The organism is Leclercia sp. S52 (genome assembly GCF_039727615.1).
GTDB classification, from domain to species: Bacteria; Pseudomonadota; Gammaproteobacteria; order Enterobacterales; family Enterobacteriaceae; genus Enterobacter; species Enterobacter adecarboxylatus_B.
The window spans coordinates 4435020-4448124 of sequence record NZ_CP152474.1 but is presented as its reverse complement, the minus strand read 5'-3'; the positions used below and the strand labels follow the sequence as shown (position 1 = coordinate 4448124).

Here is a 13105-nt window from a genome sequence, read left to right as displayed (position 1 = left end):
GCCTGGCGGCTGTAGCGCGGTGGTCCCACCTGACCCCATGCCGAACTCAGAAGTGAAACGCCGTAGCGCCGATGGTAGTGTGGGGTCTCCCCATGCGAGAGTAGGGAACTGCCAGGCATCAAATTAAGTGTGCTGATATGGCTCAGTTGGTAGAGCGCACCCTTGGTAAGGGTGAGGTCCCCAGTTCGACTCTGGGTATCAGCACCAGTTTTTAGGTTAAAGTTCGGCGCGTAGAAAAGAATTTGTCTGGCGGCTGTAGCGCGGTGGTCCCACCTGACCCCATGCCGAACTCAGAAGTGAAACGCCGTAGCGCCGATGGTAGTGTGGGGTCTCCCCATGCGAGAGTAGGGAACTGCCAGACATCAAACAAGTGAAAAGGCCATCCGAAAGGATGGCCTTTTTGCGTTTGCGTGGCATAAAAATGCCTGACCCGGGCGCAAAGCGCACCGGGCAGAGCAAACTCAGTGAATAACCTGAGATAAAAATGCGCGCGTGCGTTCTGATTTCGGCTGGGAGAAGAACTCTTCCGGCGGTGCCTGCTCGACGATTTCCCCGCGATCCATAAAGATCACCCGGTCCGCTACGGTTCTGGCGAAACCCATCTCATGCGTCACGCACAGCATCGTCATTCCCGATTCTGCCAGCCCTATCATGGTATCCAGAACCTCTTTCACCATCTCCGGATCCAGTGCTGAGGTGGGTTCATCGAACAGCATAATTTTAGGTTTCATGCACAGAGAGCGGGCAATCGCCACGCGCTGCTGCTGCCCACCCGAGATTTGTCCCGGAAATTTATGGGCATGCTCTGCAATGCGCACGCGTTCCAGATAGTGCATGGCCAGCGCCTCCGCTTCCTTTTTTGGCATCTTACGCACCCAGATGGGTGCCAGGGTGCAGTTCTGCAGCACGGTCAGGTGCGGGAATAAATTGAAATGCTGGAAGACCATCCCGACCTCCTGGCGAACACGCTCCACGTTACGGATGTCATCGTTCAGCTCGATACCATCCACAACGATCCGTCCCTGCTGATGCTCTTCCAGATGGTTAATGCAGCGGATAGTGGTTGATTTACCTGAGCCTGAAGGCCCACAAAGGACAATGCGTTCCCCCTGCTTCACCTTCAGGTTGATGTCTTTCAGAACGTGAAATTGCCCATACCACTTATTCACATTATCCAGGGTAATCATCGCGTCAGCGGGGGTCATAGTTATCTGGCTCATAGGTTCCTCAGTGCGGTGTACGCCCGGTGTTAAAGCGCTTTTCCAGATGCTGGCTGTAGCGCGACATGCTAAAACAGAAAATCCAGTAGATAAGTGCTGCAAAAACATAGCCTTCTGTAGACATACCCAGCCACGCCGGGTCGACGGTAGCCTGCTGCACGCTACTGAAAAGATCGAATAATCCAATGATGATCACCAGACTGGTGTCTTTGAACAGCGCGATAATGGTGTTCACCAGGCCCGGGATCACCAGCTTCAACGCCTGCGGCAGGATCACTAATCCCTGCGTTTTCCAGTATCCCAGCGCCAGGGATTCGGCGGCTTCGTACTGGCCCTTTGGTAGCGCCTGTAACCCACCGCGCACGACCTCCGCCACATAGGCAGACTGAAACAGAATCACGCCCACCAGGGCGCGGATCAGTTTGTCGATGGTCGTGCCCTCCGCCATAAACAGCGGCAGCATTACGGAAGACATAAACAGCACGGTGATCAACGGAACGCCGCGCCAGAACTCAATAAAAATCACCGAGAGGACGCGCACAACCGGCATGGTTGAGCGGCGACCCAAAGCCAGCAGAATGCCTAACGGTAAGGCACCAGCGATCCCCACGGAGGCGATAATCAGCGTCAGCGTCAGACCACCCCACTGGCGCGTTTCGACGCGCTCCAGTCCTGGCACGCCGCCATAGAGTAACAACCAGACGATAAGGGGATAGATCACCGCCCAGGCGGCGATATACCGTCCCCGCTGCGGCAATCCTTTCCAGAACATAGGGATAATGGAAAGCAGCCCGACCAGCAGCGCAAGGTTGATGCGCCAGCGCTGATCGTGCGGGTAGAGCCCATACATGAACTGGCCGAAGCGCTGATGAATAAAGACCCAGCAGGCTCCCTCTTTCGTACAATCGGCGCGGGTGGTACCGACCCAGTTGGCCTGTAAAAACGCCCAGTTGAGCAGCGGCGGGATCAGCTCCCACATCAGCCAGAAGCAGAACAGGGTGAGAAGGCTGTTGCTCCAGCTGGAGAACAGATTTTTACGTGCCCAGCTAATAATGCGTCCGTTGCCAGTCATGGCCGGACGCGCAGGGTGAGACAAGACGGCTTTTGTCATCATGGTTCCTTAGCGTTCAACCAGCGCGATGCGGCGGTTATAGATATTCATCAACAGGGAAATGGTCAGGCTGATAATCAGGTAGACCGACATCGTGATGGCGATAGTCTCGATGGCCTGGCCGGTCTGGTTGAGGACGGTGCCGGCAAACAGGGAAACCATATCGGGATAGCCAATCGCGGCCGCAAGGGATGAGTTCTTCACGATATTGAGATACTGGCTGGTCAGCGGGGGAATGATGACCCGCAGGGCCTGGGGAATGATGACCTGACGCAGCGTGACCGGGTTCGGCAGGCCGAGCGAGCGGGCGGCTTCATGCTGCCCGTGCGGAACGGCCTGGATCCCGGCGCGAATAATCTCTGCGATAAAAGCCGAGGTATAGATCGAGAGTGCCAGCGTCAGCGCTGCCAGCTCCGGGATCAACACCATTCCGCCGCGGAAGTTAAACCCCTGTAAATGCGGCACATCCCAGTGCATCGCCGGGCCGACGGTGGCATGTGCCAGCCATGGCAGGATTACCAGCAACGCCAGCGTGACAGGCCATGTACGCCGCAGTTGCCCGGTTTTAATCTGATGCTTGCGGTTATAGCGGAACAGACCGACTGAGATCGCCGCCACGCACGCCAGAGCCGCCAGCAGCGCCAGCATCCCTTCGGCGATCTGCGGCGCCGGGATATACAAACCGCGATTGCTTAAGAAAGCCAGATCGAACGCATCCACCGCCTGGCGAGGGCCGGGCAGGTTGCGCAGTACGGCGAAATACCAGAAGAAGATCTGCAGCAGAGGCGGAATATTACGGAAGGTCTCGATATAAAAGGTGGAGAGCTTACGCAGCAGCCAGTTATCAGACAGACGCGCAAGTCCGAGGAAAAAGCCCAGCAGCGAAGCAAAGACAATGCATAACCCGGAGACCAGCAGAGTATTCATCAGGCCGACTAGGAAGACGCGACCGTAAGTATCTCCTTCATCGTAATCAATGAGATGCTGAACGATGCCAAATCCCGCACTGCGATCAAGGAAGGCAAAGCCCGAAGTAATGCCGCGTGTGCTCAGGTTGATAATGGTGTTATGGATAAGGTAGATCGCGACGGCCAGAACAGCGAGAACAGCGAGGATCTGAAACAGCCAGGCGCGAACCGCAGGATTGGAAAAGGAGAGGGCTCCTTTCAGGGCTAAGCGGCGATGGGACATAAAAAACCTCGGGTAACCATGAATCTGGACTGGGCACCGCACCGGCAGTGCCCGTTACAGCATGCTGCTTAGCGAACTGGCGGAGCGTACTGGATGCCGCCATTGTTCCAGAGGTTATTCTGACCACGGCTGATCTTCAGCGCGCTTTCAGAGCCGACGTTACGCTCGAAGATCTCAGCGTAGTTACCCACCTTTTTAATGATGTTGTACGCCCATTTGTTATCCAGCTTCAGATCCTTGCCGTAATCACCCTCTTTACCCAGCAAGTGGGCCATATCCGGCGTGGTTGGATTGGCAGCTTTCTCATCGACGTTCTTCGAGTTAACGCCCATCTCTTCTGCGTTGAGCATGGCGAACAGCGTCCAGCGCACAATAGAGTTCCATTCATCGTCCCCGCGGCGTACCACCGGCCCCAGCGGCTCTTTGGAGATCACTTCCGGCAGAACAAGCCACTCCGCCGGATTACTCAGCTTGATCCGCAGCGCATACAGCTGGGACTGATCCGATGCCAGGGTATCGCAGCGGCCCGATTCCAGCGCTTTGGCGGATTCGTCAGAGCGGTCGAAGGTGACCGGCGTATATTTCATGTTGTTGGCTTTGAAATAATCCGCGACGTTCAGCTCGGTGTCAGTCCCCGCCTGAATACAGACCGTTGCGCCATCCAGCTCTTTTGCACTCTTCAGGCCCGCTTTATTGTGGGTCAGGAAACCAATGCCATCGTAATAGGTCACGCCGGTAAAGGACATGCCCATGCCGGTATCACGTGACGAGGTCCAGGTGGTATTACGCGAAAGCATATCCACTTCGCCGGATTGCAGGGCGGTAAAACGCTCTTTCGCCGTCAGCGGGGTATATTTCACTTTGGTGTCATCGCCTAATACTGCGGCAGCAACGCCACGGCACACGTCGACATCGATACCGGAGAATTTACCGTTGGCATCTGCGTAGGAGAAACCCGGCAGACCGTCGCTGATCCCACATTGCACGAAACCTTTCTGCTTAACGGCATCCAGAGTCGCCCCCGCCTGAGCCTGGCCGGTAATTGCAACAAGCACACCTGCAGCGGCGAGGCTGGCCATCATCATCTTTTTCATAATGCATCCTGTGTGGCGAAAAATTATCTTTATAGTGAAGCGCTTATAAAACGCTTTAACCTGTCTGTGGCTGTGGCCGACGTTAATAAAGCAAACGCGATGCCAGTTTTTGCATTTGACGTAATAAACGATTACGCAACGCGTAAAGCAGAGTGTAGACAGTGATAATTAAATCGAGCGCCCTGAAATGGTGCGAAATTACAACCTGCGCCACAAATCAGAGCAAAAGTCTGATTAACAAAAGAGGAAATTAAGGGGTGGGTAATGGCGTGAATATTGAAAGCCAGCAAGGTGTGAATAACATCACGTCGCCAGAATGAAAGGAAAATAAGACAGCAAAAAGATGTGAGCAAATTCAGGTTTAATTATTAACCTAAATCGGGAAAGCAAAAGCGCGAACGAATTCGCGCTTTCTGGATTACTTAGACACGGCAATGATGCCCAGCGTCAGGCCTGCAACGGCTGCTGCGCCACCTGCTATCGCCCCTGCAGTTTCCCAGTTATCCTGCGTGGTCCCTTTCATACAGGTATTGGTATGAACCAGTCGGCCCTGATCGTCGTATGTCGGTACGCACGGAGAGTCGTGCGCGCAGCCCGCAAGCAGCGCGGTAAGGAGTGCAACCGAAATGAGTCTTTTCATGGTGTTACCTCAAAATGAAATCTAACTTTGCGATATAGTCAGTACGGTCTTCTGCAAAGCTGATGGTTATATTACCACCGCTTAAAAACAGCCATGAAGAGTGAATAATCTCAAATTATTTGGATTGTAAAAAAGATGGAGAAATCCTTCTTTCTGCACCCCAATAATGGAGAAATTAGGTAGGCGCAGTGATTAAATTCGCAAGCTAAAAATCGCAAGCAAACAATTCATTGGCGCGCTAATTAATAAGAAAATGAAATGGATGAGAATAATTTTTTGTTTATTATCATGATTAAAGGCGCCGAAGCGCCTTTATTTATTACTGTTCGTGATGACGCGTAAAGCGTCTGCGCACCACCACAAAGAAGACCGGCACAAAGAAGATGGCCAGTAGCGTCGCCGACAGCATGCCGCCCATCACCCCGGTGCCCACAGCATTTTGTGCACCACTGCCGGCTCCATGGCTGATGACCAGCGGCATCACGCCGAGAATAAAGGCCAGCGAGGTCATCAGGATCGGACGCAGACGCATGCGGGATGCCTCCAGCGTGGCTTCAACAATACTTTTCCCCTCTTTCTCCATCAGGTCCTTGGCAAACTCGACAATCAGAATGGCATTCTTTGCCGACAGGCCGATGGTGGTGAGCAGCCCCACCTGGAAATAGACATCGTTGTTCAGCCCACGCAGGGAGGCGGCCAGCAGGGCACCGACCACCCCTAGCGGCACCACCAGCATCACCGAGAACGGAATTGACCAGCTCTCATAGAGGGCCGCAAGACAGAGGAACACCACCACCAGCGAGATAGCATACAGGGCGGGCGCCTGGTTGCCTGACAGTCGCTCCTGGTATGACATGCCCGTCCAGTCGAAACCGATACCCGTAGGGAGCTTCGCCGCCAGTTGCTCCATTAACACCATCGCTTCGCCGGTACTTTTTCCTGGCGCGGCCTCGCCAAGGATCTCCATGGAAGGGGTGCCGTTATAGCGTTCGAGGCGTGGTGAACCATAGATCCAGTGCGACTCGCTGAACGCTGAAAGCGGCACCATTTCACCGTTGGCGCTGCGCACGTACAGGCGATTGATATCCTCGGGCAGCATCCTGAAGCGCGCATCCGCCTGGACATAGACTTTCTTCACCCGGCCACGGTCAATGTAGTCGTTGACATAGGTGCCCCCCCAGGGCGGTGGAGATGGTCTGGTTGATGTCCGACACGCTGACGCCCAGCGCCTGGGCTTTTTCCTGATCGATATCCAGCTTGAACTGCGGCGTATCTTCCAGACCATTAGGCCGCACGCGAACCAGCAGATCCGGATGGGCTTTGATCATCCCCAGCAGTTGGTTCCGTGCCTGCGTCAGCTGGTTGTGGCCCAGGTTGGCCTGGTCTATCAGCTCAAAATCGAACCCTGTTGCGGTGCCCAGCTCGATAATGGCGGGCAGGTTAAACGGGAACACCAGCCCATCTTTGATCTGGCTGAAGGCCCGGGTGGCCCGGCTGACGATAGCCCCGACGCTGTTGGCGGCACCGGGGCGCTCCTCCCAGGGCTTCAGGCTGATAAACGCCACCCCGGCATTTTGCCCCTGACCGCTGAAGCTGAAGCCGTTAACGGTAAAGACCGACGCCACGTTGGCTTTTTCCGTGGTGAGGTAATAGTGCTCAACCTGATCAAGCACCTTTTGAGTGCGGGTTTGGGTGGCCCCCGCCGGGAGCTGCACCATGGTCATAAAGACGCCCTGGTCCTCTTCCGGCAGGAACGAGGTTGGCAGGCGCAGGAACAGCACCGCCATGCCGCCGACAATCAGGACATAGACCACCAGGTAGCGACCGGTCTTACGCAGAATATGGCTGACGCTGTTGCTGTAGTGCGCCACGCTTCTGTCGAACAGGGCATTGAACCAGCCGAAGAACCCGCCTTTGTGCTCATGATGCTCGTCCGGCGCTTTAAGCAGGGTGGCGCACAGGGCAGGAGTCAGGATTAGCGCCACCAGCACGGAAAGCGCCATCGCCGAGACAATCGTCAGAGAGAACTGGCGATAAATCGCCCCGGTGGAACCGCCAAAAAAGGCCATCGGGATAAACACCGCCGACAGCACCATGGCGATGCCGACCAGCGCCCCCCTGGATCTGCGACATCGATTTCTGTGTCGCCTCTTTTGGCGGCAGCTTCTCCTCAACCATCACGCGCTCAACGTTCTCCACCACCACGATGGCATCATCCACCAGCAAGCCTATCGCCAGCACCATACCAAACATGGTCAGGGTGTTAATGGAGAAGCCAAACGCCGCCAGTACCGCGAAAGTACCCAGCACCACCACCGGCACGGCGATAGTCGGGATCAACGTGGCGCGCAGGTTTTGCAGGAACAGGTACATCACCAGGAAGACGAGGATAATGGCTTCAAACAGCGTCTTCACCACTTCATGAATGGAGATCTTCACAAACGGCGTGGTGTCATAGGGGTAAACCACCTTCAGCCCCTGCGGGAAGAAGTTCTGCAGCTGCGCCAGTTTGCTTTTGATCGCCGCGGCGGTATCCAGCGCGTTAGCGCCGGTGGCGAGCTTGATCCCCAGCCCGGTCGCGGCCTGGCCGTTGATTTTGGTCACCATGTTGTAGTTTTCGCCGCCGGGTGCTATCCGGGCCACATCCTTCAGATGCACCATCGACCCGTCCTGATTGACCTTCAGGGTGATGTTGCCAAACTCTTCGGCGGTTTTCAGGCGCGTCTGGGCGATGATCGAGGCGTTGAGCTGCTGGCCCGGCACCGACGGCGTGCCTCCAAGCTGGCCGGCGGCAATCTGGTTATTCTGGGTTTTGAGCTGATTGATCACGTCCAGCGGCGTCAGCTGATAGGCGTTCAGCTTATTCGCATCCAGCCAGATACGCATCGCATACTGGGCGCCAAACAGCTGCACATCGCCCACTCCGGAGGTGCGGCTGATGGCATCCTTGACGTTAGAGGCGACATAGTCAGAGATATCTTCCTGGCTCAGGCTCTTATTGTCCGAGACGAAGCCCGCTACCAGCAGGAAACTGCTGCTCGACTTCTCCACGCCGATCCCCTGCTGCTGCACTTCCTGCGGTAGCAGGGGCATCGCCAGCTGCAGTTTGTTCTGCACCTGCACCTGGGCGATATCCGGGTCGGTACCCGACTGGAAGGTCAGGGTGATGGTCACGCTGCCCGCCGAATCGCTGGTGGAGGACATGTACATCAGGTTATCGATGCCGTTCATATTCTGCTCGATCACCTGGGTCACCGTATCCTGCACCGTCTGCGCATCGGCGCCGGGGTAGGTCGCGGAGATCGCCACGGCAGGCGGGGCAATGGTGGGATACTGGGCGATCGGCAGCTTCAGGATCGCCAGCCCGCCCGCAATCATCAGGATGATGGCAAGTACCCACGCAAAAACCGGGCGCTGAATAAAGAAGTTAGCCATGCTCTGTTCCTTATCCCGCTTTCTGCGCGGCGGTGTCTGGCGTGGCGACAACCGCGACGCCAGGGCGCACTTTTTGCAGCCCGCTGACGATCACCCGATCGCCTTCCTGCAGGCCGTCGGTGATGAGCCATTGATCGCCAATTGCCTGAGGTGCGACGACGTTTCGTGCTTCAGCCTGATCCTTCGCATTCACCACCATTACGCTGGCCTCACCGCGTGGAGTGCGTGTAACCCCCCTGCTGCGGCACCAGGATGGCATGGGGCTGGGTGCCCTCATCAATGCGCGCCCGGACAAACATGCCGGGCAGCAGGACATGCTGCGGGTTGGGGAAGATCGCCCGCAGGGTAATGGAGCCGGTGCTCTCGTCCACGGTGACATCGGAGAACTGCAGCGAGCCTTTCAGCGGGTACGGCTGACCATTCTCCATCAGCAGCTGTACGCTGCTGGCGCCATCGCCCGTCTGCAGGCTGGATTGCTTAAGACGCATAAAGTCGTTGCTGGACTGGGTGACATCGACATAAATCGGATCCAGCTGCTGCACCGTGGCCAGCGCCGAGGCCTGGCCGTTCGCGACCAGCGCCCCCTCGGTGACGCTGGATTTGCCGATGCGTCCGCTAATAGGGGACGTCACTTTGGTGTAAGCCAGATTAATGCGCGCGGTCTCGACGTCCGCCTGAGCCGCAATCACCGAAGCATCGGCCTGACGGGCAGTGGCAACGGCCTGATCGTACTCCTGCTTACTGACGTACTGGGTGCCCATCAGCGGTAAATAGCGTTTTACGGTCAGGTGGGCGATGTTGGCTGCAGCCTGGGCTTTGGCCAGCTCGCCCGAGGCGCTGTCAAATGCCGCCTGATAGGTGGCCGGATCGATCTGATACAGCGATTCCCCTGCTTTTACATCGCTGCCCTCGGCAAAGTTGCGCTTCAGGACAATGCCGCTCACCTGGGGGCGAACCTCGGCAACGCGATACGCATCGGTACGGCCCGGCAGTTCGGTGGTGACAACCAGCGGCGCGCTTTTCACCACATGTACCACCACCTGCGGTGACGGCGGCTGCTGGGCTTGTTCACTGTGGTCATCACACCCCACGAGTAATGCGGCACCGATGATAAAACCGGATAAGGGTAAAAACCTGAAATGAGGCGTCATGGCTATTCCTTCAAAATCATCAACCCGCATTAACCGCCAGTGGTTAAGCGTTAAGGAGAGGTAAACAGAAAACGGCGGGCGCCATAATAAAGAATGGCCGGATGGGTTTTTGATTTATAAGTGCGGAGAAACAATTCAAGAGAAAAAAAACGAGGCTGAATGTGATTAAACAACGGGATAGCATTTCAGGTCATATATTTCAGGCCATTATGCTTTAGGTGTACATATGTGTTTAGTGAATAAAATGATGTTTAAATATCATCGAGGTTTATAAATTAAGCGGGTTGACGTTTTTTGTTCAAAATTATTTTTTGCAGTGATGGATAATTCACGCTCTGACGTTTATCACCGATGTTTGATAAATGTAATTAATCCGTTAAAAGAGTGACTCCCTATGGCGCGTAAAACGAAGGCCGAGGCGCAGAAGACACGCCAGTTGTTGATTGAGGCAGCGATAGAGCAGTTCGCCGCACGGGGTGTGGCAAACACCACGCTGACCGATATTGCTGAGGCCGCCAGCCTGACCCGGGGGGGCCGTTTACTGGCATTTCAGCAGTAAAGCGGAGATATTTAATGCCATCTGGCAGGAGCAATGCCCGCTGCGCGAGATTATTCGCAGTCAATTATCCCAGATGACAGAAAACGATCCGTTATTCATTTTACGTGAACTGTTTGTTACCGCTTTGCAATATATTGCCCGGGATCGCCGCCAGCGCACGCTTTTGCAGATCCTCTATCACAAATGTGAATTTGAACAGGGCATGATTTCAGAATATGAAATTCGGGAGCGGATCGGCTTCAATTATGAAAACGTTCGTCAAATTCTGCAAAGCTGCATTGCGGCAGGCCGTATTTCCGCGCAGATCAATATCGACACCACGCTAATTGTTTTTCATGGCTTTTTTTGTGGCCTGATTAAAAACTGGTTAATGAGCCCGGAAAGGCTGGACCTGTATCAACAGGCCCCGGAGCTGGTGGATAACATCCTTTCGACGTTACCGGCGGCCCCGGCGGCACGCCGGTTTTACGACGCCGCCTCATAGCGGCATCGGCCCGGTCAGATTTGCTGCGCCAGCATGGCTTGCGGATCGTGGCTCAGGGCCTTGATGGTCTGCGCCGAAACGGGTTTACCCAGCAGATAGCCTTGTAAGGTATTACACCCCAGCTCGGTCAAAAACGTCTGCTGCTCCTGGGTTTCCACCCCTTCGGCAACCACTTTCAGGTTGAGGGTCTTTGCCAGCGCAACGATAGCCGAAACGATGGTGGCATCGTCGCCCGCGCCGTTAAGATCTTTGACAAACGCCCGATCGATTTTCAGCTCGCAGGCCGGCAGCTTTTTCAGGTACAGCAGGCTGGAATAGCCCGTCCCAAAATCATCGATGGAGGCTTTCACCCCCGCCTGCGTCAGTTCAGTCAGCACCCGCACGCTCTCATCCGGGTTATTCATGGCCGTCGTTTCTGTCACTTCCAGGATCAGGGTATGAGGCGGAATTCGATGGCGCGCCAGGCTACTCAACACCGTCTCCACCAGCTGGGGTTGCTCAAACTGCAGCGTGGAGAGATTCACCGCCATCGACCACTCGGTATGCCCTTCGAGATGCCAGACGCGAAGCTGGCGGCAGGCCTCATCAATCACCCAGTTGCCGATAGGAATAATCAGCCCGCTCTTCTCTGCCAGCGGCAGGAACTGGTCAGGGGATAACAACCCTTGCGACGGGTGTTGCCAGCGCAGCAGGGCTTCGAAGCCGACGATGGGGCCCACCGGGGCCTGGAACTTCGGCTGATAAACCAGATGCAGCTCCTGACGATCCAGCGCCAGCCACAGATCGTTCATCAGCTGCAGCTGTTTCTGCGCCAGGGTGTTCATCGAAGGCTGGAAAAAGTGGTAGCCGTTACGCCCCATATGCTTGGTGTGGTACATCGCCGCATCGGCGTTAAACATCAGCTCGCGCTGGTTTTTGCCATCGTGCGGATAGATAGCAACCCCAACGCTGAGGGTCACCACCAGGTCGTACAGCTCAAGGCTGAAGGGCTGGTCAATCGCATGTACCAGGGCACTGGCCAGCGACGCGGCATCGTTCGGGGTATCGATCTCGGCCAGCAGCACAAACTCGTCGCCGCCAATACGGGCGAGGGTGTACTGGCCTTTCAGCGGCTGTTCCAGACGCTCGGTAACGGCAATCAGCAGCTTATCACCGGTGTCATGCCCGTAGGCATCGTTGACGGCTTTGAAGCCGTCCAGATCCATAAACAGCAGCGCGAAGAGTTTCCCTTCGCGATCGGCTTTGTTGATCGCCTGATCGAGACGGTCCTCGAGGAGCACGCGGTTTGGCAGGCGCGTCAGCGTGTCGTGCAGCGCCAGCTGCGCCAGCTCGCGGTTGGCTTCCGCCAGCGACGAGGCCAGCAGGGCGGTGCGGGCCTGCAGCCTGGCGTCAAACATCGACACCAGTAGCGTAATGCCCAGAATGGAGAGAGCAACGACGCTCACCAGCACCGCCAGCCAGCTGCCGTTTACGCCCTGGTGATGCATATGGACCTGCATCGGGAACTGGGCGGCTTTCATCCCCGTGTAGTGCATGCCGGCAATGGCAACGCCCATCAGTACGGCGGCGCCCGCACGCATCAGCGCGACCTGGGCGGCATCGCGACGCAGGCGAAACGTGAGCCACAGGGCGGCCAGCGAGGCGAGCAGGGCAATCACCACCGACAGCGCAACCCAGCGCATATCCCAGACGATAGCGGGCTCAACCTGCAATGCCGCCATCCCGGTGTAGTGCATCGCGACAATGCCGGTACCCAGAATAACGGCGCCGGTGGAGAGGCGACGCCTGCGCAAATGATCCCGGCTCACCAGCCAGAGGGCGAACAGCGAGGCACCGATGGCGATGAACATCGAGAGAGCCGTCTGCAGCAGGTTGTAGTCCAGCCGCATGGAGATATCCATCGCCAGCATGCCGATAAAATGCATGGCCCAGATGCCGATGCCCATGGCGATACCGCCGCCCGTCAGCCAGACACGTGCCGCGATGCCCGTACTGCCGACAACCCGGCCAGCCATGTTCAGGGCGGTGTAGGAGGCAAGAATGGCGACAACAAAAGAGATAACCACAAGAAGTTGGTCGTATTGGCTAACCAGCATGATCTCATCAACTCAGACGCAGGGAGGTATTACGTGATACCGGGTGAGACGGGCTGAGACATTATCATCCAACAGGGATGCCTCAAAGGCTTTTAAGCCCGCACAATTTTCGAGGGAAAGCAGG

General features: G+C 56.2%; 6 protein-coding genes, 1 tRNA gene, 2 rRNA genes and 3 pseudogenes. 4 read left to right on the top strand and 8 right to left on the bottom strand.

The genetic code is table 11. From position 1 onward, the window contains the following. Position 1: 1 nt before the first annotated feature. The 3 genes from rrf (AAHB66_RS21315) to rrf (AAHB66_RS21305) all read left to right on the top strand — a co-directional run bounded on the left by rrf (AAHB66_RS21315) (position 2) and on the right by rrf (AAHB66_RS21305) (position 361). A 5S ribosomal RNA gene (rrf, locus tag AAHB66_RS21315) occupies positions 2–117 on the top strand. A gap of 14 nt (positions 118–131) precedes the next feature. Next, positions 132–207, top strand: a tRNA-Thr gene (locus AAHB66_RS21310). Positions 208–245: 38 nt separating this feature from the next. Continuing rightward, a 5S ribosomal RNA gene (gene rrf / locus AAHB66_RS21305) occupies positions 246–361 on the top strand. Between the two features lie 100 nt (positions 362–461). On the opposite strand, the gene AAHB66_RS21300 is transcribed toward rrf (AAHB66_RS21305), so the two are convergent. From AAHB66_RS21300 to AAHB66_RS21270, 7 genes and pseudogenes are all read right to left on the bottom strand, one after another. Beyond that, positions 462–1220 (bottom strand): amino acid ABC transporter ATP-binding protein, encoded by a 759-nt coding sequence (locus tag AAHB66_RS21300; protein WP_333853530.1) that lies wholly within the window; start codon positions 1218–1220, stop codon positions 462–464. A 7-nt stretch (positions 1221–1227) separates the two neighbouring features. Next, positions 1228–2331: an amino acid ABC transporter permease gene (locus AAHB66_RS21295; protein WP_347114443.1), complete on the bottom strand. Its 1104-nt coding sequence runs from the start codon at positions 2329–2331 to the stop codon at positions 1228–1230. Positions 2332–2340: 9 nt separating this feature from the next. Further along, positions 2341–3522 carry an amino acid ABC transporter permease gene (locus tag AAHB66_RS21290; protein ID WP_347114441.1) on the bottom strand — a complete coding sequence of 394 codons (1182 nt, stop codon included), beginning with the start codon at positions 3520–3522 and terminating at the stop codon, positions 2341–2343. 68 nt (positions 3523–3590) lie between these two features. Continuing rightward, entirely contained in the window at positions 3591–4616 is a 1026-nt protein-coding gene (locus tag AAHB66_RS21285) for an amino acid ABC transporter substrate-binding protein (RefSeq protein WP_347114440.1), read from the bottom strand. Positions 4617–5034: 418 nt separating this feature from the next. Further along, positions 5035–5256, bottom strand: coding sequence for a lipoprotein (locus AAHB66_RS21280; protein ID WP_106994889.1), 222 nt, complete (start codon positions 5254–5256; stop codon positions 5035–5037). A gap of 319 nt (positions 5257–5575) precedes the next feature. Next, positions 5576–8691, bottom strand: a pseudogene (locus tag AAHB66_RS21275) (efflux RND transporter permease subunit). A gap of 10 nt (positions 8692–8701) precedes the next feature. Continuing rightward, positions 8702–9842, bottom strand: a pseudogene (locus AAHB66_RS21270) (efflux RND transporter periplasmic adaptor subunit). A gap of 394 nt (positions 9843–10236) precedes the next feature. On the opposite strand from AAHB66_RS21270, the pseudogene envR reads away from it, so the two are divergent. Then, positions 10237–10885: pseudogene (gene envR / locus AAHB66_RS21265) on the top strand (acrEF/envCD operon transcriptional regulator). A gap of 14 nt (positions 10886–10899) precedes the next feature. Here envR and AAHB66_RS21260 read toward each other — a convergent pair. Then, a complete protein-coding gene (locus tag AAHB66_RS21260; RefSeq protein WP_347114438.1) occupies positions 10900–12981 on the bottom strand; it encodes a bifunctional diguanylate cyclase/phosphodiesterase in 2082 nt (693 codons plus the stop codon). Positions 12982–13105 lie beyond the last annotated feature (124 nt).

Excerpts from the sequence above, each read along its gene's own strand:
- AAHB66_RS21300 (WP_333853530.1), bottom strand. The coding sequence starts at position 1,220 with ATGAGCCAGATAACTATGACCCCCGCTGACGCGATGATTACCCTGGAT.
- AAHB66_RS21295 (WP_347114443.1), bottom strand. The coding sequence starts at position 2,331 with ATGACAAAAGCCGTCTTGTCTCACCCTGCGCGTCCGGCCATGACTGGC.
- AAHB66_RS21290 (WP_347114441.1), bottom strand. The coding sequence starts at position 3,522 with ATGTCCCATCGCCGCTTAGCCCTGAAAGGAGCCCTCTCCTTTTCCAAT.
- AAHB66_RS21285 (WP_347114440.1), bottom strand. The coding sequence starts at position 4,616 with ATGAAAAAGATGATGATGGCCAGCCTCGCCGCTGCAGGTGTGCTTGTT.
- AAHB66_RS21280 (WP_106994889.1), bottom strand. The coding sequence starts at position 5,256 with ATGAAAAGACTCATTTCGGTTGCACTCCTTACCGCGCTGCTTGCGGGC.
- AAHB66_RS21260 (WP_347114438.1), bottom strand. The coding sequence starts at position 12,981 with ATGCTGGTTAGCCAATACGACCAACTTCTTGTGGTTATCTCTTTTGTT.